At 33.1% G+C, this 24,618-nt stretch carries 27 protein-coding genes; 7 read left to right on the top strand and 20 right to left on the bottom strand.

Translation table 11 applies throughout. The annotated features are described in order from the left end of the window. Positions 1–187: 187 nt before the first annotated feature. The 5 genes from AC1Q7L_RS05000 to AC1Q7L_RS05020 all read right to left on the bottom strand — a co-directional run bounded on the left by AC1Q7L_RS05000 (position 188) and on the right by AC1Q7L_RS05020 (position 3,296). Complete coding sequence (locus tag AC1Q7L_RS05000; RefSeq protein WP_492306651.1) at positions 188–613, bottom strand: helix-turn-helix domain-containing protein; 426 nt, start codon at positions 611–613, stop codon at positions 188–190. A 358-nt stretch (positions 614–971) separates the two neighbouring features. Further along, positions 972–1,421, bottom strand: coding sequence for a hypothetical protein (locus AC1Q7L_RS05005; RefSeq protein ID WP_492306652.1), 450 nt, complete (start codon positions 1,419–1,421; stop codon positions 972–974). Between the two features lie 508 nt (positions 1,422–1,929). After that, the gene (locus AC1Q7L_RS05010; RefSeq protein ID WP_492306653.1) at positions 1,930–2,385 is read right to left on the bottom strand and encodes a hypothetical protein; all 456 of its coding nucleotides are present in this window, start codon (positions 2,383–2,385) and stop codon (positions 1,930–1,932) included. Positions 2,386–2,742: 357 nt separating this feature from the next. After that, on the bottom strand, positions 2,743–2,910 hold the full coding sequence (locus AC1Q7L_RS05015; protein WP_492306654.1) for a bacteriocin-like protein: 168 nt from the start codon (positions 2,908–2,910) through the stop codon (positions 2,743–2,745). Between the two features lie 263 nt (positions 2,911–3,173). Next, entirely contained in the window at positions 3,174–3,296 is a 123-nt protein-coding gene (locus AC1Q7L_RS05020; protein WP_492306655.1) for a hypothetical protein, read from the bottom strand. An 86-nt stretch (positions 3,297–3,382) separates the two neighbouring features. Here AC1Q7L_RS05020 and AC1Q7L_RS05025 point away from each other — a divergent pair, with 86 nt between their 5' ends. Both AC1Q7L_RS05025 and AC1Q7L_RS05030 read left to right on the top strand, forming a co-directional pair. Then, positions 3,383–3,739, top strand: coding sequence for a response regulator (locus AC1Q7L_RS05025; protein ID WP_492306656.1), 357 nt, complete (start codon positions 3,383–3,385; stop codon positions 3,737–3,739). Positions 3,740–4,401: 662 nt separating this feature from the next. After that, positions 4,402–4,605, top strand: a complete 204-nt coding sequence (locus tag AC1Q7L_RS05030) for a hypothetical protein (RefSeq protein ID WP_123983211.1) — start codon at positions 4,402–4,404, stop codon at positions 4,603–4,605. Positions 4,606–4,803: 198 nt separating this feature from the next. Here the strand turns inward: AC1Q7L_RS05030 and AC1Q7L_RS05035 are convergent, their stop codons facing one another. The 3 genes from AC1Q7L_RS05035 to AC1Q7L_RS05045 are packed head-to-tail and all read right to left on the bottom strand — an operon-like array spanning position 4,804 to position 7,464. After that, on the bottom strand, positions 4,804–5,718 hold the full coding sequence (locus AC1Q7L_RS05035) for a helix-turn-helix domain-containing protein (protein WP_492306657.1): 915 nt from the start codon (positions 5,716–5,718) through the stop codon (positions 4,804–4,806). Between the two features lie 18 nt (positions 5,719–5,736). After that, positions 5,737–6,474, bottom strand: coding sequence for an SDR family oxidoreductase (locus AC1Q7L_RS05040; protein WP_492306658.1), 738 nt, complete (start codon positions 6,472–6,474; stop codon positions 5,737–5,739). 12 nt (positions 6,475–6,486) lie between these two features. Beyond that, positions 6,487–7,464 (bottom strand): aldo/keto reductase, encoded by a 978-nt coding sequence (locus AC1Q7L_RS05045; protein ID WP_492306659.1) that lies wholly within the window; start codon positions 7,462–7,464, stop codon positions 6,487–6,489. Positions 7,465–7,784: 320 nt separating this feature from the next. Between AC1Q7L_RS05045 and AC1Q7L_RS05050 the strand changes: the two genes are divergently transcribed. Further along, the gene (locus tag AC1Q7L_RS05050) at positions 7,785–8,135 is read left to right on the top strand and encodes an eCIS core domain-containing protein (protein WP_492306660.1); all 351 of its coding nucleotides are present in this window, start codon (positions 7,785–7,787) and stop codon (positions 8,133–8,135) included. An 8-nt stretch (positions 8,136–8,143) separates the two neighbouring features. Here the strand turns inward: AC1Q7L_RS05050 and AC1Q7L_RS05055 are convergent, their stop codons facing one another. The 3 genes from AC1Q7L_RS05055 to AC1Q7L_RS05065 all read right to left on the bottom strand — a co-directional run bounded on the left by AC1Q7L_RS05055 (position 8,144) and on the right by AC1Q7L_RS05065 (position 10,445). Continuing rightward, complete coding sequence (locus AC1Q7L_RS05055) at positions 8,144–8,830, bottom strand: hypothetical protein (RefSeq protein WP_492306661.1); 687 nt, start codon at positions 8,828–8,830, stop codon at positions 8,144–8,146. A 96-nt stretch (positions 8,831–8,926) separates the two neighbouring features. Then, complete coding sequence (locus tag AC1Q7L_RS05060) at positions 8,927–9,538, bottom strand: YfcZ/YiiS family protein (protein ID WP_492306662.1); 612 nt, start codon at positions 9,536–9,538, stop codon at positions 8,927–8,929. Positions 9,539–9,815: 277 nt separating this feature from the next. Beyond that, positions 9,816–10,445 carry a nitroreductase family protein gene (locus tag AC1Q7L_RS05065; RefSeq protein ID WP_492306663.1) on the bottom strand — a complete coding sequence of 210 codons (630 nt, stop codon included), beginning with the start codon at positions 10,443–10,445 and terminating at the stop codon, positions 9,816–9,818. A gap of 106 nt (positions 10,446–10,551) precedes the next feature. Here AC1Q7L_RS05065 and AC1Q7L_RS05070 point away from each other — a divergent pair, with 106 nt between their 5' ends. The 4 genes from AC1Q7L_RS05070 (at position 10,552) to AC1Q7L_RS05085 (ending at position 13,017) form a co-directional block, all read left to right on the top strand. Then, positions 10,552–10,935, top strand: a complete 384-nt coding sequence (locus AC1Q7L_RS05070) for a winged helix-turn-helix transcriptional regulator (RefSeq protein ID WP_492306664.1) — start codon at positions 10,552–10,554, stop codon at positions 10,933–10,935. Between the two features lie 52 nt (positions 10,936–10,987). Continuing rightward, positions 10,988–11,881, top strand: a complete 894-nt coding sequence (locus AC1Q7L_RS05075) for a cation diffusion facilitator family transporter (protein WP_492306665.1) — start codon at positions 10,988–10,990, stop codon at positions 11,879–11,881. Positions 11,882–12,544: 663 nt separating this feature from the next. Continuing rightward, the gene (locus AC1Q7L_RS05080; protein WP_045495812.1) at positions 12,545–12,736 is read left to right on the top strand and encodes a cold-shock protein; all 192 of its coding nucleotides are present in this window, start codon (positions 12,545–12,547) and stop codon (positions 12,734–12,736) included. An 89-nt stretch (positions 12,737–12,825) separates the two neighbouring features. Further along, on the top strand, positions 12,826–13,017 hold the full coding sequence (locus tag AC1Q7L_RS05085; RefSeq protein ID WP_047400231.1) for a cold-shock protein: 192 nt from the start codon (positions 12,826–12,828) through the stop codon (positions 13,015–13,017). A 145-nt stretch (positions 13,018–13,162) separates the two neighbouring features. On the opposite strand, the gene AC1Q7L_RS05090 is transcribed toward AC1Q7L_RS05085, so the two are convergent. From AC1Q7L_RS05090 to AC1Q7L_RS05130, 9 genes are all read right to left on the bottom strand, one after another. Next, entirely contained in the window at positions 13,163–14,221 is a 1,059-nt protein-coding gene (locus AC1Q7L_RS05090; protein ID WP_492306666.1) for a 3-oxoacyl-ACP synthase III family protein, read from the bottom strand. A gap of 173 nt (positions 14,222–14,394) precedes the next feature. Continuing rightward, positions 14,395–15,237 (bottom strand): GLPGLI family protein, encoded by an 843-nt coding sequence (locus AC1Q7L_RS05095; RefSeq protein ID WP_492306667.1) that lies wholly within the window; start codon positions 15,235–15,237, stop codon positions 14,395–14,397. Next, on the bottom strand, positions 15,215–16,090 hold the full coding sequence (locus tag AC1Q7L_RS05100; protein WP_492306668.1) for a hypothetical protein: 876 nt from the start codon (positions 16,088–16,090) through the stop codon (positions 15,215–15,217). Before AC1Q7L_RS05100 ends, AC1Q7L_RS05095 begins: the two co-directional genes overlap by 23 nt. Positions 16,091–16,115: 25 nt before the next feature. After that, positions 16,116–16,289 (bottom strand): bacteriocin-like protein, encoded by a 174-nt coding sequence (locus AC1Q7L_RS05105; protein ID WP_492306669.1) that lies wholly within the window; start codon positions 16,287–16,289, stop codon positions 16,116–16,118. A gap of 430 nt (positions 16,290–16,719) precedes the next feature. Then, positions 16,720–19,038 carry a TonB-dependent receptor domain-containing protein gene (locus AC1Q7L_RS05110; protein ID WP_492306670.1) on the bottom strand — a complete coding sequence of 773 codons (2,319 nt, stop codon included), beginning with the start codon at positions 19,036–19,038 and terminating at the stop codon, positions 16,720–16,722. Positions 19,039–19,526: 488 nt separating this feature from the next. Beyond that, entirely contained in the window at positions 19,527–21,380 is a 1,854-nt protein-coding gene (locus tag AC1Q7L_RS05115) for an alkaline phosphatase family protein (protein WP_492306671.1), read from the bottom strand. Between the two features lie 83 nt (positions 21,381–21,463). After that, entirely contained in the window at positions 21,464–22,132 is a 669-nt protein-coding gene (locus AC1Q7L_RS05120; protein ID WP_492306672.1) for a phosphonatase-like hydrolase, read from the bottom strand. A gap of 3 nt (positions 22,133–22,135) precedes the next feature. Next, positions 22,136–23,290 carry a TIGR03364 family FAD-dependent oxidoreductase gene (locus AC1Q7L_RS05125; protein WP_492306673.1) on the bottom strand — a complete coding sequence of 385 codons (1,155 nt, stop codon included), beginning with the start codon at positions 23,288–23,290 and terminating at the stop codon, positions 22,136–22,138. A 10-nt stretch (positions 23,291–23,300) separates the two neighbouring features. Continuing rightward, positions 23,301–24,617, bottom strand: a complete 1,317-nt coding sequence (locus AC1Q7L_RS05130; RefSeq protein ID WP_492306674.1) for a DUF5690 family protein — start codon at positions 24,615–24,617, stop codon at positions 23,301–23,303. Position 24,618: the final 1 nt, after the last annotated feature.

The raw sequence follows: 24,618 nt of genomic DNA on the forward strand, positions 1-24,618 counted from the left end.
AAAATAAAGCTATGGCAGATTTAGGCTTCAAACCACAATGGGGCAAAATGTCCACTAGCCCTTATAAACTGATCGTTTTGTGAGATTTAAGATTACTAAAAATAATTTTATGAATTTTAAAACCAATTTTCTTATTTAAAAAAATTATTATTAAAAATTATCTATCCCTTTGAATCAACGTTTTTTATTAATCAATATTATTATTTTTCTGTAACCAACGGTGTAGTGTACTCTTTGGTATTGAATATTCTCTAATTATTTCACTCTGAGTCATTTCACCAGAAAGTATTCTTCTAAGAATAAAATCTTTAATTTCCTGAGTATATATGTTTTTTCTGAAATAAGGAATTTTTTCAGATTTATTATGATTTTTATTAACTGCTGAAGGTGGTGCATATAAGATAAGATGCGAACTGTAAATTCTAAAAAAATCATATTCTAATAGTTTACACCATCTTAACAAAAGTTCAGTATCCATAGATTTATTAGCATACAATTCTTCAACGACACTTTCTTCTTTATCCAAAAAATTACAGATTCTCTCTATTGAAATCTCTTGTTCTGCAACTCTTTCTTTAATGAGTTCTCCTAAATGTATCTCTTTGTATAACATTTGTTAGATATTTATTATTAAAACGATACCTTAAAAGTAAAAAAAAGTAAAATATCATTGTTATTTTTTTTATTACTAAAAAATTGGTAGAATTTTTAATATTTATCGTTAAAAATTTTATTTGAAATAGATAAAAAAGGAATCCTTTTTTTAGATTTATTAAGGCTATTACCGACGTTCTGGAGCTTGGCATGGTTGCAGACTTCGTAGCCGAGTATTTATGGTTAAGATAAAATTTCTTGCGAAATGTAGAGGTAAATTTACCAGAAATCGAAATCTTGCCAAACTGCTTTTAGTGGCTGGCTATCTTATTGTGCCTGATTAAAAGCACTTCATTGTCGACCGAGCACTAAAGCAATTAAAAGACAGAAACTTTCAAGAACCGCGTCACCCGGACATAATTTAAACCTGATTTTGTGTGCTGTGGCTTTTTCTGTCCTTGGTATGCAGTCGTTGATAATATATAAAGTCCAAAGATTATTTGTAAAACTATTTTATAATCATCAGAATTGCCAAATCTTTCAAATGTCAACCAGTTTGTATTTATTAGTATATCTGAAACAATGATTAAATTAGAAATTATTAAAGCTGGAACAATACTTTTTAAAACTAAGATAATAGCTAAAAAATCTAAGAAAGTTAACGATACCCAATATATGTTTTTCCACGTAGGCACATTTTTATTAAGTATTAAGCCATGATTTAATAAGTCCAATACATGAGTAGTTGTCCCAATGGCAAAACCTAAAACATAGATTGCTAGCAATATTTTTATTGTCTTAGGATATTCTAAAAAGTCTATTTTCAATTATTTTCGTTTTTTTAGTCAAAAGTCTTAATGTCTAGTCGGTAACAAATTGTAATTCTGCTTTAAGATCATAGCCTTCTGTTATATAATTAGGATTTAAGTCGATTGACTCTAACATTTTAGTAAGCCTTGAATCATCTAATCTTTTCATAGATAGTACGAACCGTTTTGCCAAATCCTTAAATGAGTAAATAAGCTGTTTTCATATCCGGGTTATCACTTGGTGAGCATTGCCCAAGCGGAAAACTTTTTACTTCTTCTGAAAACGTATTTATTCTATCTAAAAGTTTTGACATTTATCAGCAGCTTTAAATTTAATGAGTTTAATTACGATAAACCTTTTGTATAATTTTTTGTGATTTAGTTTGTAATATAAAGTTGTGATGCTTGCTCAAGAAATAGATTTAGAAGCAACGAAAATGGTTATGGTAATTTTTTATATTTGCCGGGATAATTTTATCAAGATTTTCTATTTTTTCAAATAAATCTTCTAAATAGCTGCAGATTTTTATTCTGTTTTGTATAAAGTCAAAGTTTGTTCGAAATTTTCGTCATTAATTGCTTCTGGCCTTTTTCCATCAAAATTCAAAACCATTAACATTTTCGTGTGATTAACTGGAATTATAATACCAAGAATTCTACCTTTTTCAATATTATTCTTGAGTGCAATAATATCAATTTGAATTGGACTTATTTTCGTATTTATTACATATTTCATTTCTCCTTTTTCGCCATCATTTGGCCCGCCTCGAATTATGAAATTTTTCCCATCAATTTTTTCCCCGTTTATAGTCATCGAAATATATCCATCTTTTGTAAAAATTGTCTTACTTTCATTACTCCAAAAGTCAGTTAAATTCCAATTTCCTATTAAGTCAAGTTCGACTTCTTGAGCGGAAACATCCATATTCAGGATCAAAACAAATAAGAAAAATATTTTTAATATTATTTTATTAAGCTTCATGTATTACCGTTTTGTGAGATTTAAGATTGTTTACAATCGTTAAGTGGTGTATCAAATATTTCTTTATTATTAGCTTAAAATCCGAAGCAGCCATTGACCTTGCAAAAGATACTGAACAATTATTTTCAGAAATAATTTTTAAAAGCATAATCTGTGCGCTATCGCCAAGTCTCTCTTCACTTTTAATGATTTTTTAAAAGATCAAAAGCAACCTCTCCACTCTTTGATTCAATACAAAAACTTTGACATAAGTTCCATAACTGATGATATCCATCATATCGTTTCTTTGAGATTCTAAATGTGTCGCAAATGTAAAATTATTTAAGAGAGGTGATGAAGAACTTTTTTAAAATTTAATTATCCTTCTACCGGTATTTCTGGTACTATAATATAGCATTCTGCATTAATTGGGACACATACTTCAGCTTCAGGACAATAGTAATTCCCAGGAAGACATTTTGAAATAGATGCCGCTCCTTCAATTGCTTTCAGTTCTTTTCTTGACAGAATTTTTAAATTTTTCATAATAATAGAATTTGGTTTAAATATATAATTTTCTAATTTTTATATACTCTAAGTTAGTAAAACATTTATATCATGAAATTTAATTTATTAAATATTTTACAGAATTAAAATCGTTTATTGAAATTAATTTTTAATTAAACTTATTTTCTTTATTTTCTACTCTATAACAGCTGAAGAAAATGTATATAATAATCCCAAATATTTTTTTTTAAACAATAAAAAAAATGTTCTCTGTTTTTAAACAGAGAACATTGGAAATTAGTTTAATTATAATGTACAGAATGACTCATTGCAGAACCTATTGATGCATCGGCAGCACCAAAGACAACTTCGACAGGGCCACCTAGAATTCCGCCAAGAACTCCCCCAACCCAATCATTGCCCATAGTACGAATCAAATTGATTTTCCTATTTCCAGCACTAGAAATGCTTTATATTCTTTTTCATAAATTTACGTCATATACTGACAATTATGAAAAAAAAAGTTGTCCTTATTCAGGATAATGTAGATATACTGGATATCATGGATCATGTATTGACGGACGAAGGTTATGATGTTACATCATCATTGACAATTGACCCCATTGATAATATTGAGGAGATTGAACCTGATGTAGTGATTGTAGATGATAATATTAAGGGAAAGAAGAAAGGATCCGAGGTAATTGAAGATTTAAAATCTAATTCGGAAACGGAAGATCTATCAGCAGTGCTAACTTCTACATCTCCCGATGTACCAAAAAAAGCAAAGCAATGCAATGCTGATGACTATATTGAAAAACCATTTGATATTGATCAAATGCTAGAAGTAGTAAAGAAAAACGTTTAATTTATACGATTACGATTCTATAAATTGAATTGATCATTTACAAAAATTACAAAATTTACTGTATGGTAATTAGGAAGTCATACTTTGAAGAATTAATACGTCCTTTCAGGAATGTTTCAAACAAAATTTAAATTGCATTTTAAAGATTTTTTGGTTTTAATTCCCGCAATATTTTATAAAATTGGAAAACTTAAATTAGCAAAAGTATTAATAGAAACGAAAAAATACGACAATATAAAGGAGTTATCATCTGATCTTAATTTTGGTAAATCTGGTATAGATCCTCATCACATTGTAAATTATTAATGTGTAAGGATTACCATTTTATAATACATTATAATATTAAATAATTAGCTAGAATTACTATCTCTACCTTATAATACAAACCAACACTAAATAATGAAAACTACTTTATTTTCTATTTAACTATTGATAATACAAAGATTATTAAATTATTTTCATTAGTAATCTAAATAGTGTCTTAATACGATCATAAAAAGATATTATCATCATCTTGTCTTTTCTATTTAATATTTCTTGGACAAAATTTAACTTTGAAATATTTAATTCGATATTATCTACTTTATTTTAGTTTTATTTTATATTAAATCATTTATTTAGGAATTATTCTTATCTTTCAAATCGAATTAAGAACAATTACTATGAAAAAATTAACAAGAGAAAAATTAAAATCAACTTTTGCAGCGGGCGGTGTAGGCGGTAGTACTGGCGTAGGTTTAGAGCCGACAGATCCAACAGGACCAGCGTGTGGAGGATCGCATTGTCCCAATAACGATTACATTTGCTGCTATCATCAAACAGGAAGCTATTGTACAAGCAGATATTGCGACATTAAAGTCAACTAACAAAGATCCCTCATTGAGAGGGATTTTTTATTCTTTATCTTAACCCCAAACTCAATTTTCCTTTCATGTTCAAAATAGGTTCATCATAAAGCACTGCATTGTCTAGAACCCAATTACAGATTTGTTTATTGAAGCAATGAGTTCTCTACTCACGAATCTGATAAAATATGAAAATGAAGAACACCAAATAATGATATTCTAATTAAACGACTTCCTGAACTCCAACGGCGAAACTTTTGTTTTGGTCTTGAAAAGTTTGCTGAAAGATTGTGAATGTTCAAAGCCCAATTCATAAGCAATTTCTGAAATGGAAAGAGTTGTCGTTGATAATTTTTCTTTGGCTTTTTCTATGATCGAATTCTGAATGTACTGCTGGGTGTTTAGTCCTGTTAATGAAGTCAGCATATCACTCAAATAACGCTGTGAAAGCTTTAATTCTGTACTGATGTATTTCACGGATGGCAAACCGTTTTTCAGACTATTTTTTTCTTCAAAATAGCGGTTTAAAAGGGTATCCAAAGTTGTTATGATATCATGATTGATAGCTTTTCTCGTCAAAAATTGCCTGTTGTAAAAACGATTGCTGTAATTCAACAGCAATTCTATTTGCGACACCAAAACATCCTGACTGAAACTATCAATATTATTGTCTAATTCATTGCCTATTGTAGCAAATAAATTGGCGATGATTTCTTTTTCCTTTGCTGATAAAAATAAGGCTTCAGAAACATCATAAGAGAAAAATCCAAATTGATTGATTGCTTTTCCTAATGGATAATTCCGGATAAAATCCGGATGAAAATACAACGCAATCCCTTCATAGCTTTCTATCTCTTCCGGTGGAAAAACAATTTGTTTTGGCTTCAGAAATGCCAATCCACCTTCTTCAAAATCATAATAGCCTTGTCCGTATTTTATATGTCCTGTGAAGGTAGGCTTAAAGGAAATTTTATAAAAATCAAGACTTACTTTTTGTCCTTTTGGAAACATTTCAATCGAAACATTATTGTAATCAACCAATGCAATCAATGGATGCAATGGCGCAGGAAATCCTAACACCCGCACCAATTGCGAGATACTATTAATTTGATTGATGATAGATGGTTGCTGCATTTTCTTTTACGAATGTAATCAATTTTGTTTTGAGGGACGAATAACAATGTCGCCAATTTCAACGTCGCCAGGCTGGCTTATGGCATAAATTACAGCATTGGCAATGGCAATGGGATTTATGGCAATTTGTTCCATTCCTTTTTGAATGGCTGTTTTCATTTCTTTATTTTTAATGCTGTTCGCAAAATCTGTTTTCACAAATCCCGGCGAAATACCCGTAATCCGAATGCTTCCATCTGATTCCTGACGAAATGCCTCTGCAATCGTACGAATAGCATTTTTAGTTCCTGCATAAATGCCCTGCATGGGGACAATCTTTATTCCAGAAGTTGAAATGATATTGACGATATGTCCGGACTGTTGTTTTTTAAAAATTGGAATCGCTGCCGCCATTCCATACAAAACACCTTTGAGGTTAATGTCGATCATTTCTTCCCAACCGTCAATATCCAATTCATCAATGCGGCTTAACTGACTGACCCCTGCATTGTTCACAATGACATCTAATTTTCCATATTGCTCAACCGCCGTATTGACCAATCTAAATAGATCAGCTTTATTCTTCACATCGATTTTAGTACAGATGGCAATGCCACCTCTACTTTTTATTTCTTCAACAAGTTGTTGCAATTGTTCTTCTCGTCTTGCACCCAAAACAACCTTTGCACCGTTTTTCGCTAATTCTGTGGCGATGGCTTTACCCATTCCACTGCTGGCGCCTGTAATAGCGACAACTTTTCCTTTAATATTCTGCATCGTTGTTTGTTTTTATTTGTCTATCTGTTTTTCCAAAAATTCCGGATAGCGTTCACCCACAAGGGTAATTCCATTTACTGTTGAGTCAATTTTTGCCAATTCCCCGGCTGTTAATACAATATTTGTACTTCCAATATTTTCTTCTAAACGATGTAATTTTGTAGTCCCGGGGATGGGTACTATCCAAGGCTTTTGGGCTAAAAGCCAAGCCAATGCTAATTGTCCGGTGGTCATATTTTTTTGTTGAGCAATTTCAGAAAGCGCTTCCACTAAAATAAAATTGGCCTTTATATTTTCTTCGGTGAAACGAGGAATAATATTTCTGCGGTCGACATCCTCTAGTTTTTTATTGATGATACCTGTGAGGAAGCCTTTGCCCAAAGGACTGAACGGAACGAAACCAATTCCTAACTCTTCTAAAGTTGATATGATTTCATTTTCCGGCTCACGCCAAAACAAAGAGTATTCGCTTTGCAATGCTGATACAGATTGAACTGAATGTGCTTTTTGAATCGTTGTAGCACTTGCTTCCGACAAACCGAAATATTTTACTTTGCCCTCTTGTATCAGGTCTTTTACGGTTCCTGCAACATCTTCTATAGGAACATTGGGGTCAACTCTATGTTGATACAACAAATCTATATAATCTGTCTTTAATCTTTTTAAAGATGCTTCGGTTACGGCTCTAATCGTTTCGGGCCTGCTGTCTAAACCTACTGCCGGGCTGGCATCTTTACAACCAAATTTTGTAGCGATTACAACGTCTTTTCTATAAGGTTGTAATCCTTCGCCAACAAGCTCTTCGTTGGTGTAAGGTCCGTAAGCTTCTGCAGTATCAAAAAATGTAACACCTCTTTCAACTGCGTTATGTAGTAGTGTGATGGCCTCTTTTTTATCAAGACCTTTGCCGTCTAAAAAGTTTAAACCCATACAGCCAAAGCCTAATGCGGAAACTTCTAATCCGTTATTTCCTAATTTTCTCTTTTGCATATTTCTTTTTTAAATTGTTTCTAAAATTGAATTTAATCTCAAGTACAAAATTCTGGATTGCTGCTCTATAAAAAGTAGCTCAATTGGTAATTGTTGTAGTTCAATTTTCAAACGTTTTAAATACTAAAAAAGCTCTCATCATCAATCTACTATAAATTATTTTGCAACGATAACGGAGGTTAACGACTGTATCTTGAAGTTTTTGAATAGGTATCAGATTTTAATATTCAGAAAAACTCTAATTGGTTCTATTTATTTGAATTAAATAAAATGTTCTTTCTATATTTATAGTGATGAAAATAGGTTTACATTCGATTCAAATGAAAAAAAGTACTACCGGTTTGCCTGATAATTTAAAATCAGGGATAGAAAGTCTCTCTGGTCATTCTATGGATGACGTAAAAGTACACAATAATAGCTCTGCTCCTGACCAGCTACAATCACATGCATACGCCGAGGGCACGAACATTCATCTTGATCCCGACCATCAGAAACACCTACCTCATGAAGCGTGGCATATTGTACAACAAAAGGAAGAGAGAATAAAACCTACTTCACCTTCAGAAACTGAGGTAAATATCAACGATGGCCAAAAATTAGAAAATGAGGCCGATATAATGGGAACAAAAGCATTGCAAATGAAACCTGACATCAATAAAAGCAGTCAATAGGTATGCGCTTATTTCACATAATCGTTCAGGTAAAATGAATCCTTGCCATCATCTTTTTCTTTTTCGTCCACAAAATTTCTGTAGGTGTATTTTTTTCCTTTATGCTCAGACTTGTTTTTCTCCCGAAGATAATCTCCGTAATATTGAAAGCCTCCTGAAATAAAATAGTCGTTCAGCAATTGATCTCCGGCAGCCACAACATATAAACTACTGGATTTGAATTTTTCATTATTGTATTTTCCTGTATTGTTGGTCTCGAACAGATAAAGATTATTCCCGGTATTCCAAACTCTGTATGAAAATTCCGCATCCCTGTAATAAAAATCAGTTTTCCCTAATTTATTTTGCAACAACTTCTCAAATTCCTCTGCTTTTTTAGTCGTTTTTATTTCCAGCCTGTAGGCATTCACCTTATTTGATGTCCTGTTCTCGTAGAAAGACACATAATTATTGGATAATATGGAGGTTTCCTGTTTGTTAAGAGTTCCCGAAAAGGAATACCCTGAGAATTGCAGCAATGCCGCATCAGTACTATTATAAACAATAACACCTGACAGATCACTGTTTTTATCCAGTTCATATTTTTTCTCTATGGCCGATATGTCTATCGGAAAGGATAATTGACCAAGATCAAAATTATTGGTCTGGCAAAACATCAGCAGAGGGAAAAAAATGAGAATGAGGATACTTTTCATTATATATTTAATTTGGTTTGATATAGCGACTTGGCTCTTAAAATAATTCTTTCAGGAATGAAACTAATATAATAATTGAGTACAGATCAATAGTTATCACTTCGTTTGATTTTGATCCTTTTTTTTAATCTCACTGACAAGTTTATCAAGAAATCTTTGTTGTTCTCCATCTTCCTTAAAAAAACGCTGATAGGCCACACTGCAATCTGAAATATCAGCAATATTTTTTGTGTTAAAAGTCCAGTCATCCTCGTCATTGACCAAAACACCTAATTCCCCACTACAACTTTGCCACATCTCTGAAAACTTAGTTTTTTTGTATTCACTTAATTGACCAAAATCTGCATTAACAGTAAATCCTTTCATTTCAGGATTGGAAAATTTTGTAATCATGTACACGGGCACTCCACCCCAGTCGATCGTCTTTCCTTTTGGCAACTCTATACCGGTGAGCTTTTTTTCATTCATTATTTTTTCCTGTCTGCCTTCCTTAAAAAAATGTTCTTCATAAGTCAGTTTTGTTCCTTTGGGTACTCCTATATTTTTGACAGTTACAGGCACAGTGGTAATAAAATAAGGATAATCAGGTGCCCTGCTTCCATTGGGATTTCCCATACTGCTCAATCCATCAAGTACGATGAGTCCTCCGATCACTAATACAGCGATCAGCGACAAAACTCCTATAATAATGTAATTTCTTTTTCTCATTTATTCTTTAAAGTTGGGCTTTGATTGGTGAATCTATGTAAATAATCAACAACCGCAATCTCCATCATTGCATTCAGGCTAATTTAACTCATTTTTCATACCACAAAAGAATTATTTTGGTACTCTCGTATTCTGAAAAGTAGCGTAAGAAGTTTTGTAACTATCAAAAAGTAATAGTTTACCGAATAGAACTATCAAAAAACAAAAGCCCAGACAATGTCTGGGCTTTTGTTTTTTGATAAGACTTTAAATATTAAATCATTCCACTTGTAATTTACTAATTTATTTTGGTAGAAAATTCATTGATCGGCAATCTGGCTTTTGGAGCCGATGCCAGAAAATCATTCACAGCATCCCGATACCCCAATGACATGATGACGGAGGCATGAAGACCTTTTTCCGAAAGACCTAAAACTTCATCAAACAATTTCGGATCAAACCCTTCCATAGGTGTTGCATCCACTTTAAGTTCTGCTGCCGCAATCAAAGCTGTTCCCAAACCGATATACGCTTGTTTGTCCGACCAGATTTTATTTTGTTCTGGCGTCTGGGTAGAGAAATAATCTATCAACGTATCTTTCAGTATCTTCAACCCTCCTTTTTCCAAATCTCTTTGTTGTTCAATCATCACAACATATTCTGTGATGTAATCAGTGGTTATTTCATTGAATCCTGCAAAAACCAACAAATGGGAAGAAGCGTTGATCTGTGCATTGAATGAACCTTCTCCTAATCTTTGTCTTACCTCCGGATTGGTAATCACAAACAATCGGTAAGGCTGTATTCCACAGGACGACGCGGTTAGATTGACGGCTTCGATAATCCGGTCGATTTTATCTTCGCTAACTGATTCCTCTGAGTATTTCTTAACCGCATACCGCCATTGTAAATTTTTGATTAGATCCATTTTTTGTTGTTTATAAATTAGATCGGCAAAGTTATATTTTCAATGTGTACCTTTGTAACTAAGTGACAAAAAGTTATAGTGACAAACAGGTAACCAAGTGAACGGTATGGAACAGGAATTTGATTTGGTAAAAGATTGCAGCCAAAAAATATTGGCAATCAGTGATACAATGGAAATTTTAAACGGAAAATGGAAAATGTCCATCATTGCATGCTTATGTTATAAGCCGATGAGGTACTCTGAATTACTGAAAGAGGTCAAAGGTATTTCCGGAAAGATGCTCAGCCGTGAGTTGAAAGACCTGGAGATCAATGAATTGATTAACCGTCATGTACTGAACACAGCGCCTGTTGCTGTCGAATACCAGATTACCGACTATGGAAAATCACTTAAACAATTGACCAATACGATTGCAGACTGGGGATTTATTCATAGACAACGTATTATTTCCGGTATGAAGTCCAAAACTGAAAAGCAAATTGTAAAATGATTTTTACACACGCCGAACTATTAAAATAATCTTCTACCTACACTCATAATAAATGGCCAACAATCATAAATCAATTTACAGTGCACTTGCAGCCAACCTGCTGATTGCCTTAACAAAGTTTATTGCCGGAGTATTTACCAACAGTTCTTCCATGATCTCTGAGGGGATCCACTCAACTGTTGATACCACCAACCAGCTGTTGCTTTTATATGGGTTGAAAAGAAGTAAGAAAGCAGCTGATGAATCTCATCCCTTCGGATATGGCAAGGAACTCTATTTCTGGTCTTTTGTCGTTTCTATCTTAATATTTGGCCTAGGTGGAGCACTGTCTATTTACCAGGGAATTTCTCACATCATAGAACCTGAAGTGATGAGAGATCCGTTCTGGAACTATATTGTTTTGGTACTCTCTTTAATTTTCGAAGGAACTTCCCTATTTATCGCCGTCAAAGAATTTAACAAGACCCGTAATGGTATGAAATGGTGGGATGCGATCATCAAAAGTAAGGATCCCGCAAGCTTTCTCGTTGTTTTCGAAGACGGTGCGGCAGTAGCAGGATTAATCGTTGTGATGGTATTGATGGGGATCAGCCATTCATTCCATATTCCTGAATTGGACGGCCTTGCATCGGTTATTGTAGGACTCATACTGGTATTTGTTTCTTTTATCCTGGCCAGGGAAAGCAGAAGTTTACTGATGGGAGAAGGCATAGCTCCTGAAACAAGAGAAAAGATCGCAAAACTTGCGGAGAAAGATGTTGCTGTGGTTAGAACAAAAAATATACTGTCAACTTACCAGTCACCGGAGGAAGTTGTATTGATGCTCATTATTGATTTTGAAGACCATCTGGATACAGAAGAGATCACCGAGGCCATACAGCGAATTCGAGAGCATATAAAAAATGAATTTCCATTGGTAAGATTTGTTATTATTCAGCCTGAATAAATTATAATTGAAAACCTGCTACAACCACATTAGGATGTTGGTTTCGATCCGCTTCAGAGAAAAGGACAAATTTTAGTCAGACGGTATCAGTCACAATTTTTTTATAATGTAAAAAATCAGTCATTATTTGGTTTTTATATTGAAGTGAACATTATAATAAAAGTTAAAATCATGCCATAAAAGACTCTATTCAATATAATATTAACAAGTAAAATCAATTTCTTTTAAGATACTGTCCTATATTGCAATTTTGGTATTGAAAAAAAATCTACACAGACGTCATACTATTGATTTAGCTATCCATTGTTACTTATTATATTTATGTTAATTAGTATCAGCAAAAAATAAAAAATAGAAAATCGCTTGTTTTCAATAAATTATGTGTACATTTGTAAAATAATCAGGCTCCTGCCGACGCTTCTTCTGAAATTTTTGAACTTACAACTCCCTATCAGTCTTCGCTTTTACAGCCGCTAATTTTGTCATCAATTTAACAGGTGCAGTACCATTTCATCTTGAATATTTCAAGATTCTAAAAAATACCAACATCATTTCTTGTTCACAAATCGATTTATTACAGTTTTGACGTAATTATCAATCCTGTAATGGCAATAGCCAAAAATAATTTATCCCGTAAATACAACAATTTTATAATACAATACAATGCAACAAGGAACAGTAAAATTCTTTAATGAAACTAAAGGATTTGGTTTTATCTCACCTTCAAATGGAGGTCCAGATGTCTTCGTACATACTTCAGGTTTAGTTAATGATATTCGTGAAAACGATGTCGTAACATTTGACGTGCAAAACGGAGCAAAAGGCGTTAACGCAGTTAACGTAAAAATAGCTTAAATTAAAAACTGTTTTGATTAATCATCATCACAGGTATGGCAACAGCCAAAAATTTATCAGTAAATACAACAATTTTATAATACAATACAATGCAACAAGGAACAGTAAAATTCTTTAACGATGCCAAAGGATTTGGTTTTATTACACCTTCAAATGGAGGTCCAGATGTTTTCGTACATACTTCAGGTTTAGTTAATGATATTCGTGAAAATGATGTCGTAACATATGACGTACAAAACGGTAACAAAGGCGTTAACGCAGTTAACGTTAAAATTGCTTAAATTAAGAAGAAAGCTTATAATAGCTTTTTTCTCAATATAATAATTAGCAGAGAACTATAAACGTTCTCTGCTATTTTTTTACAATAAGGGAAAGTAATTATAATTTTTAATATTAATTAATAAAATATTTAAGTGCAATTTTAGATTAAAATTTATATACTAAAGCATTGATATTCATACCGGCCCCAACTGAAGCAAATAATACGATATCATTCTCATTGATATCATGATCCTGAAGTTCGTTATTTAAAATCATTGAGAGTAAAGTTGGTATTGTTGCAACACTGCTATTCCCTAGTTTATTAATGGTCATAGGCATAATATCTTTAGGTATCGATGTATCGTATAATTTGTAAAAACGCTTTACAATTTCTTCATCCATTTTCTCATTAGCCTGGTGAATAATAATTTTGCTCAATTCGTTTATCTTATATCCGCTTTCGTCAAGACATTTTTTCATAGCTTCAGGTACATGCAAAAGAGCAAATTCATATATTTTTCTTCCAGTCATTTTAATGAATTTCGTATCTGATAAGCTTTCCATATTATTAGATTTTCCAAAATACAGATAATCTTTCTCTTTGAAAGTATGAGAAGCCGAAACATGAGATTTAACACCAGCATCTTCCTCTGTAGCCTTAATAACTACAGCACCCGCCCCATCTGCGTAAATCATACTGTCCCGATCATGAGTATCAGCAACACGAGATAAGGTTTCTGCTCCTATAACCAAACAAGTTTTAGCAATACCGGCTTTAATAAATGCATTGGCTTGTATTACCCCTTCAATCCATCCGGGGCATCCGAATATCACATCATAAGCAACACAGTAATTATTTTTAATTCCCAATTGATGTTTAACTCTTGATGCTAAGCTGGGAACTGCATCAGATTGAGTTTCCCCATAAGGAACATCACCAAAATTATGAGCAAATATGATATAATCTAATGTCTCCTGATTTATATGAGCGTTTTGTATCGCAGCTTTTGCGGCGATAAGTCCTAGATCTGAAGTAACTAATTCCTTAGATGCATACCGTCTTTCCTCTATCCCGGTGATCTCTTTGAGCTTTTCTGCAATTACAGCATTATCCTGCTCTAACTTATTGCTATTTTCATCAAAAAAAAGATTTTCATTAAAAAATGCATTGTCAATAACCTCTAAGGGTATATAGCTTCCAACACCAATTATTTTACTTGTCATGTAATTTAATTTTATAATCGTTTTGTGAGATTAAAATGAGGACTGTCAACGAAAAATAAGCTTTGTACTTTAAGTAAAAAATATATCTGAATTTTTTTTTAATCTGAAGATGTATAAAAATTAACAATCTGATGAGATTTATCTTGGTATTTTGCGAAAAAATATACAATATTTTAAAATGTTATAATTGGAATGTCCTTATCTGGATAGTTATTAAATTGATTAAATATTTTATTTAAATATTCATTTGTTGCATTATAGTTTTTGTCTTTAACACCGTTAAATTCATAACTAAAACCATCTCCTAAATCATTTTTGAAGTTAATATTATGAGCTGCAGGATCTTTTATAAAGTCATTTATATTCTTCATTAGCTTCTCTTTTCTTATGTTTTCTTTGATACCTTTTATTTCAGGCTGATTTCCTAATTTTTTAATTTCAATTAATTCAAAATTATAATTTCCATCTATCGACTTGGCTTTAATTACTAGACCAGGTAATCCCGAAAAAATATAAGGACCATCATTTATTGGAATATCACTTGTATATAAAATGTGCCATTTTCTTTTTCCGAAATCAGCGAATGCTTCATTTGCATTATAATTTTTATATTTACCATACTTTTTTAGATCATAAAAATTAACCTTATCTTCTTTATACCAATAATTGAATTGATTAAAATTACCACCCATGGTACAATAATCTTTTGAAAAATCTTTGAATACTTTTATTCTTAAAAAAGAATTTTTAATTGAAGACACTCCCTTATAGTCGAATTTACTGACTAAAGAATCAATTTTTTCTTTATTTAGGCTATAAAATATACTTTGATGGCCAATTATCTTTAAAGCCATATATTCTTTGACTAATGAATCTTTCTCCTTTACTGGCTTAAATTGTACTTCATATGTGATCTGATAGTTTTGTGCGGATAAGTAGCTGCATGATGACAAAATAATAAGTAAATAGAATATAAACTTTCTCATTGTATATTTATTGATCGTTGAACTTTTCATTTAAGACCTTTTCATAATAATCTTTCTGAGGGTCATTAATATGATCGAAATAACGGTATTTGTTAACAAAATAATATTTTTGACAACTTTTTGGAAAGTATTGGTTTATATTATCAAAATCAGTATGCTCAACAATTGTATAAGTCGGAAATTGGGCAGATACTATGTCTTTATTTTTTACTAATATCTCTAAAACGTTATATTGAAATACAGTATTGCAGCTGAATTGTGTAATATCTGAATCAATATATTTTTTATAATAATAGTTAATAGCTTCTTTACTGAAATTTTTATCCTTTAAACTAATAACAGCAGAAAAAATTGTATAAAGCCAGTTATATTTTATATAGTTTTTTATTTTTTTTGTAGAATTAGTATCTTCAGGAGATAGAACTATAGATGTTAAATTTACTTTCTTTAAAATATCTGAAAGAAACAACTCTGAATTTATTTTTAAAGGGCTTAAATTCTTTTTTTCACTTACCAGTAAATATTCCTTCATTTTTCCATAGGTATCCACATTTAATTTTTCGTTGAGATATTGATGAATATCGGCCTGATCTCCTGTATAAAAAATTGTATTATTTTTTACATTTAGAATCAATTTTTCTGAAGGTTCAAGGTATATTGCCAAAGATCTATCCAGATTTTGTGTCCCATTGATTAAAATTCTGGTCATTATCCCCGAGAATTCCTTTTTATCCCCATCCTTTAATATCAGCTCTGTCTTATTATTTTTTATAGTAATTTCTTCAGTATTATTATTAATGATAGTAAGTTTTTGAGATGATATTGCTGAAGAATAAAGTAAGAGGATATAGAATATCCTCTTATCTAAAAATGACTGTTTCATTTTGCGAAGTGCAAATTGAAAAATTCTAATTATTTCGATAGTCATCGCACTTATTGAAGCAATCTACAGCATTATCAGCGATAATATCGATCGGTGGTTTTCCTGATCCTGATGAACTGCAATGGCAATTAGTCTGAGGACCTGTTCCTCCAAAAACATTTTTTAATTGCTCCTTTGTAATTTGTTTTAATTTTTTCATGATTAATAGAACTTTTATTGTTGTGGGATAAAAGTAATAATTATTTTCAATTTGGAAGCATTAATTGAGAAAAATATTCATCATTATGTGAATTATAAATTATTATACATTCCAATAGCAGTCTATCTAAGGTTTTTGTATTTCTACTAATAGTGTATTAAATGGATTTTTCATAAGATTTACAATATTTTTATAATTTTAAGAGTAATTACTATTTAATATGAATAGTTTACATGGTAAACAAAGTAATTTATCGTTTTTTGAGATTTTAATAACAACTATAACGTTTGGGGATTTCTGCAGGCGGGCTAAAAATACAAAAACTTTCTACTTACTAAAAACTTTATTAATCGCTAAAATCTTCGATGAAAACTTCATACCCGCTTGTAGAAATAATTTGTTATCTGTATCCGCTTTTTTGGTCGCTCTCTTAAATCCTGTCAACGGTTTCATTAATTTGCTTCTCTTTGTATTCTGAATTTGAAACTTTTCCAAAGTTGCACTTTATTCCAACAGAAAAAGTTGGCGTATTTCCATAAAAACTACCTTTCGTTATAATTTTGTCATAACTTAATTTTTGGACAAATGTATTTTGATTGAAAACATCATTATACCGCAAAGTAAAATCAAAATTTGATATCGATTTCGTTAATCCCAGATTTACCAGAACCATTTCATTGTACTCATAAATTCCCTGAGTTCTTTCTGTGATCCAGGAACCATCTACAAGAAATTTGAAGCCTTTGCCTAATTTTATAGTGTTGTTTGTATAAAGATAGAGATACGGCGTGGATTGATTTACAACCGCAAGACTGTCTTCTGTTTTGGAATAATTTAAGGATAAACTATTTTGAGAAGTTAAAAATTTATACTCAAAGGGAACATCCAGTCCTAAACTCACTCCACTTTCTTTGTCAAAATTTTTGGTTGTAAACTGTGAGATGTTTTTGGTTTCGTCATAAAAAAGTCCGAAGCCAATTGGATTTTTAATTTGATATACAGATGCATTTATTGCCCATTTCTTAATATTGATACTTGCGGAAATCTCATTGGTATAAGACGGCAAAAGATCCGGATTTCCCTGATATTCAACATAAGGACTACTGTATAAGCCACCCGAAGCCAGATCGCTGTAACCCGGTCTATCAATACTTCTTTTAAAGTTTAGTGTATAAACGTAATTCTCATTTTGTTTGAAGGATAATTCTGCACTCGGAAACCAATCGACATAATGTCTGGAAATATTCGTCTCATTTAAGATCTGGTTAAAGCCATTTGCGGAAGTTATTTCCAAACGAATACCGCCCTTAAAACTCAATTTTTCTTTTTCACCTGAAAACTCTGCGTAAGAAGCCAAATTTTCTTCATAAAAAAAATATTTAAAATATTCAGAAGGATTTAAGTTTCTATAATCTGTGAGATTATCGGTTGTAGCATCTGCTTTTGTAAAACTTCCGCCAATTCCCAATTGGTAGTTTTCCTTTATTTTTTTCTCGATGTCAATCCTTCCCGAATAAGCATTCACGGCATATTTTTGTTTTCTGAACTGGCTAAAACTGTACCCTGAATTATCAATTTCGTTGTAAAAATCCAGATCTACGTTATTGCTTTCCCTCGTATATTGCAAACCTGTGAAAATAGTAGCGTTTATAGACTTTAATTGCTTATTATAATTAAAAATAGAATTGATCGTAGCTCTCTTTCTGTCCTGCGGATTTAATGTTACTATTTGAGATTTCAGTCCGTTAATTTCATAGTTTGTTACCGTATTATTATCACCTTTATCGGGCCTTAAATTTCCATTTATGGTAAATGTTAAGTTATCTCCGTCGTTTAATTCGTGATACAAACTTGCGCCTAAAATGACTTGCGGACGATTGGTAATGGACGTAATAATGTAGTCTGACTTAATATTTTTGCCGGGAACAGTATAATCAAAACCATTGCTTTCCCAATGTTGTATTTGATTATACGCAGCATTTAATTTCCATTCGGTTTTATTTTTTTTTTGCTGAAAATTGGCTGAAAAATTATTGCTGAAACGTTTGTTAAATACAGCAGTTTCGTTCAGCGTTAATTTATAGCCTTCCTTTTTACTGTTTTTCAAAATCACTTTAACTACCGCTTTTCCTTCTGCTTCATATTTTGCGGAGGGATTTCTAATGATTTCGACAGATTTAATTTCATCAACAGATACAGCAGACAAAACATTAAAATCAACTTTTTGGTTGTCGATATATAAAAGCGGAATGCCTTTGCCTACCATCGACAAACCTTCTCCATCTGCATCTACGTAGATAAAAGGCAATTTGCCCAATAAATCTGTGGATGTTGAAACTTTACTTAAAGAGGAATTGGCGATGTCTATTTCAATATTTCCATTTTGAACCTTAAAAGGATTTCTACTTCGCGAAATTTGAACTTCTTCTATATTTGAAATTTTTTCATTCAATTTTATATTTAAATTAAGATCTGATGAGAGTTCAAAAATGGGCTCATTTTGCGTAATCCCGTTTAATACTATTTGCAAAAAGTATTGAGCAGGTTTCAGTCGTGTAAATTCAAAACTTCCCTCTTGCGAAATTGTTGTTTTGACAAGTTCTTTATTTGCCGTAAAAAGATATACTTCTGCTAAGACAATATTATTTTGTTCAGTGTCAGTGATATTGCCATTTATTTTGAAACTTCCCTGTTGTGAAAAAATACTCAGGCTCAGAAATAAAGTGAAAACTTTTATTAATTTAAACATTGTTGAAAATGAATTTTTTAATTGGAAAATTATTTTTTTGCTTTAAAAGAAGACAATTAAAAGCAGTACATTATTACATCCGACTCTGGCTTTTTTTTGTGCGGTTGCAAATAACGTTTCGCCGCTTCAGGAAGTTGTCGATGAAAGCGAACTCAGTATTCTCTGCCAAGATAATATTTCTTCGTGAACTACAATTTCCGGTTACCAAAAACTCTGCAATTCTTGAAGCGGTAGCTTTCCATGAATCATTTATATCATATTCATGTCCACGCGCTTGTGAATTATGAAAGTTAATTACAATTTGCTCAACAAGGTTCATTTTTTCATCGTTTTGTGAGACTAAATTGATAATTAAAAAGACCAAAAAAAAATATTGAAGTTCAAAATTACAATGGAAACGGATCAATATTCAAATTATATATTTTTTTGGTAAAAAAAAGTACAGACCAAAATTCGGTCTGTACTCCAAAAATTAATTATTCTAACTATTAGTTTTTGATAAAAGTTTTCTGTGTTCTTTTTAAACCTTCTTTCACCACCACAAAGTAGGTTGCATTGGAAAGGTTTGAAATATTTAGTTTTTCATTGTAATCACCCGTTGATGACTGTGCATCTTTATTGAAAACTATTTTACCTGAAAAATCAATAATCTGCAGGTTGATTCTATTTTCAGTAGATTTAAATTTCACGGTCAGTTCGTTTTTAGCAGGATTGGGATAAATTGCAAGATCAGAATTGCTTTTTACCTGTTCAGTAACCGCTAAATTTCCAAGGTCACATGCAGGAATTCTGTTTGTTCCGTCAATGCCCCATGAAGTCATTACCGGAATACAAAGCCAGTTGAGTACAGTTGGGAAATGGTCGGTTTGCCTTGGTGTATTCAGATAATTCTGGATAGTAAAGGTTTCTGATGTCTGAAGATTTCTTGTAGGTGAACCTGTAATTGTCGCATTATTACCCAAAGGTCCTGAATCTGTCAAAGTATTTCCTGATGCTTCAGTCATTTTGTAGTTCGCCAAAAGATTAGCGTAGAAAGGATGCGAGCTTGTTACATCCTGATTAGCCCACTGTACAATGGCTTCATTAGATAGTTTTGCATTCCAGATTCTTACATCTTTGTATGATGCAGCGAGGTTGACACCATAAGTATTCGTACCGTCCTGATTGATGGTTATTGGTAAATTAGAAGTGATGTCTCCAATGTTATTCATTTTTCCTACAGTTACTGGAACTCCGTCGTCATACATGGTGGCAAGGCCGTCTCTGTCGAAAGTTACAGCGATATGTTTCCACTGGCTGGTCACCAGTTTTCCTCCGGTCAGATCCAGTCTGTTGCTGCCGTCACCAATATTCATCTTAAAGGTCTGTCCTGAATATCCTGAAATGACAAAACCTTTGTTGTAGCCATTATTCCAGTTTTTATTTCCGATAAATACCGGGTCGCTGGTATAACTTGCATTCGGCTTTATCCAAAATTCAATCGTAAAATCCTGTGTGGCTCCGAAATTAAAGCCGCTCTGCACAGATGGCTTCGCATAGGTTCCTGCAGGGAAATTCAGACGGTTATAGGTTGGTGTATTTTGAACTTGGGTTTTGCTGATCTGTTGAGGAACAAACGAAGGATTGGAATAAATTGAAAAAATATCTCGTTCCGTAAGATTTCCTCCACCATGTGAGCTGCCCTCTCCACCGTGATCAGTGGTAACTACCACCAGCCAGTGTTCGTTGTTGTACGTGCTTCTGTTTTTCATTGCAGTGAGAATCTCACCGATGTAGGTATCGGTAGTCTGAATTGAGTTTACATATTGAGTTGATGTGGAAGAAAAACCGTATGAATGTCCTGCGCCATCCACATCGTCAAAGTCAACAAACAGTACATCAGGATTATCGTTCTGAAGGGCGTTGACTGCTGCATTTTTTACCGCAAGATCAGTGGAGAAGTTGGTTTTGATATCTGCGGTATTGATAATATTGTTATTTATAGGTGCCCAGTGAGCTAATGAGATGGTTCTTAAACTGGAATTGTATGTTTCAATTCTTGTTAAAAAATCACGGTAATTAACGTAGTTGGGATTGGTGAAATTGTTGTCCGGAACGTTGTGCTTATCGACGCCAACCCCTGTCAGCATAGAGCTCCAGCCGTTGCCGCTGATGGTGGGTGCAAGTGTAATGGCATCTAAAGAATAAATTGCAGTCGGCAATAATCCCTGGATGTTTGGAGTGTTTGATGACATCATCACGTCAGGCCTGCAACCGTCTATCCCGATAAACAGTACTTTTTTGGTCTGTGCGCTCATCAATGCACCGGTTATGACCAATAGAGAAAGAAGTTTTGTTTTCATAATAACTATTTTAAAGATTTAATTTTTGAAATTGATTTAAAACTGACTACAGAATTACTTCCGTAATCAGTTTTTTGAAGTAATTAAAAAAGAATATGTTCAGTTTCTGAAAGGTTGTTTAAAATATGATCGGGCAATGCCAATTCAAGTTGTGCTCTGGTTTGTGCACCGCTCAGAACGGCAATGGTCATTCCGCAACCTGCGTTTTTTCCTTCTTGGATGTCTATGCCAGAATCTCCCGCTTTTAAAACCTTTTTCGGATCTGTAATTCCAAATTTTTTCATCGCAAGGATAATCATTTCAGGGCTCGGTCTGCTTTCGGAAACATCATCAGCAGTAATCAGAGCGTCGTAGTGAACATTAATTTTCCAATTGAGTTTTGTGAGCAATTGACTGGCAATTTTATGAGTGTACCCAGTATTTAAAACCACTTTTTTACCTTTAGATTTCGCTTTCAACAAAAATTCTTCAACTCCAACAATAGGTTTTACGTTGAGATCGTTATAAACAAGAGCCAGTTCATCAGAGAAGTTTTCGAATATTGCTTCGGTATCTGCTGTATTTCCACCGATGTTTTCGAGTAAGTTTTTAATGGCTTCTGCTTTTTCCATTCCGGCACATATTTCAAGCACTTTATCTAAAGTTACTTCATAGCCGTAGTCATTCACGGCCTTTGTAAGCGTTTTATATACTACGTTATCTTCATCGATTGTTGTTCCGGCCATATCCAGAACCAATAATTGTATGTTCATTTTTTAAGAAAAAATTGTATTGATATTAAATTTTGAGTAACCACCGCTTCCGGTCATTCCTTTTCCGCCGATGCCTGTTACGATATGAATGTTGGGCGAAACATTGTGCTCGAAAATATCTTTGGTTTTACACTGAGAATAAATTCCGAACCACCTTCTCTGAATTTCGTAGGTTGGCAAATCGATAATTTTTTTAGCTTTATTAATCATACATTCGTCGATGTCCATATTTAAATCATAACCGAGATCATCAGCATTTTTGGCGTCCGCATATTCGTGAGAGTCACCGATGATTACCGAACCGTCCAAAGCCTGTTTAAATAAAATATGAATCCCGAATTTTTTCTCAAAAGAGTTTTTGTCTTCTTTTTCTTTGATGGATTTAAAAGATGCACATTCACTGAAAGACTCATATCTTCTGATGGACAGCCCTGTAAGTATATTTCCCGGCAGTGAATAAATTCCTTGAGGCTTAGTCTGAAGCATCTGCAGTTTGCTGACTTCGAGATCACTTTCATTAAAAACCTCAGGATACATAGTTTTAAACTCGTGTCCTCCACAGATGATAATTTTTGAAGAATTAATTTTCTTTCCGTCTGCAGTGGTAACGGTACAATGAGAATTATTTTCAGTGGTTTCTACAACAGTGGTATTGTAAAATATATCCAGGCCTTCCTGAGTATTCAGATACTGATGAAGCTTGAAAATCATCTCGCCAGAATCCACTGAGATCTCCTGTGGAAAGAACAGTCCCCCTTTACAGTAATCAGATCTCAAGCCGTCGAATTTCTGGATGCACTCGCTTTTCGAAAGAATGATTGATTCGTAATCATTATTTTTGTTGATCTGAGCCAGTTCTTCAATCAGTTGCAGTTCTTCATGATTAGAAGCGATATAGACCGAACCATTTTGTCTTACGGTAAGATCCGCTTTGGACTGTAAATCTTTGTAAATGTTTAAACTTTCCTTTCCAAAATTCTGCCATTTGATATCCATTCCTGACGGAACTACCTGTCCAAAATTTCTGACGGTAGCTCCCTGTGGGACAGAATTTCTTTCCAGAATCGCTACTTTAAGGTTTTTCTGTAATGCGTGGTACGCATGGAATGTTCCTAAAATTCCACCGCCTACAACGATTAGATCATATTGAGTATTCATATGTATTATTTTAAATTTTAAAAGCGTCGAAACGAATTGCCTGTGATGTCTCTTCGTCTTCAGCATTTGATTTTGATTGAGACTTTTTTTGAAATGCAAAAAAAGCAATGAGCGAAAAAAGCAAAACGACAGCGGCGATGATGTAATTAAGATGAATATAAAACTGAAGCCACGACCGGTCCTGTGATCCTAAATTTTTCAGAAACAGAACGGAAACACTTCCTAAATATCCAAATGCGTCAACGAAATAGATAAAGAATCCTACATTTCCTTTAATCTTAAAAGCAGCAATCATTCTGTCAAAATAAATTCCGTTAAAAGGAATATAACAGAGATACATCCCAAAACCTGATACCGTCATCCATAAAAATGGAGAAATGATGTTGCCCTGAAATAAAATCGTGGAGAATGCTACCAAAATAATTCCGCCAAAAAGAATGTAATGATAGTAAGCAAAGGCTTTTCTGTTGTTTTTTACCTTGACCATGAAACCGAGAATCAGTAGAACCATTATAGAAATTGGAATTTCGGTTAAGGTAAAGACAGAACTGTCTGCAGAACCGCTCATCTCGTCCCAAATCTCACGGCTGAAGTTGTCGCGGAAATCCCTTAAAACAGTAAGACCAATGTAAAGGATTGTAATGCTAATCAATGGAAGGAAAAATTTTCTGACCAAAGATATTCTTTCCTCTTCACTCAGTGGTTTTCTTTCTTTTTTCAGAACGATATCTTCTTCATTCGGTGCGGGAATTTTATTGAGTAAAACTGCAAAAATGATCAAAGGAATTATAAAGATTAACCCTGTTGCAAAAGGCATCCAGAATTCTGAGATTCCGAAACTGTCCATCAGGAATTTACCGGCAGATTTTACAACTCCTGAGGAAACTACGAAGCTTGAGCAGAGAAACAAGCCAATAATTTCAGTGGTTTTTCTTCCTTCAATATAGGAGAAGACAATTCCCCAGATCATTCCCAGCGGAATCCCGTTGATGAACATGAATAAAATATTGTATGGTGCGGGAACGACTGCAAATCCCAATAAAGCAAGCTCGGCAACCCCGATAAAAATCAGAAGAAAAAGGATTCGTTTCTGAGGTTTCAGTTCTGAAATGAATTTAATTCCGATAAATTTTGAAATAAAATACCCGACTGCCTGTGCTATGATGATTAAAATTTTATAATCGAAACCAAAAAATTCAAGATTACTGAATGAAGCTACAGCAAAAGGTTTTCTGAACGCATACATGCAGAAGTAAACCCCGAAAGCAGCGATGGCCGCTTTCAGAGTTACATTCAGTGTACTGTTTTTTGAAGGAGAAGTAATCATC

Source organism: Chryseobacterium sp. GW823-FHT05E08 (genome assembly GCF_058795655.1).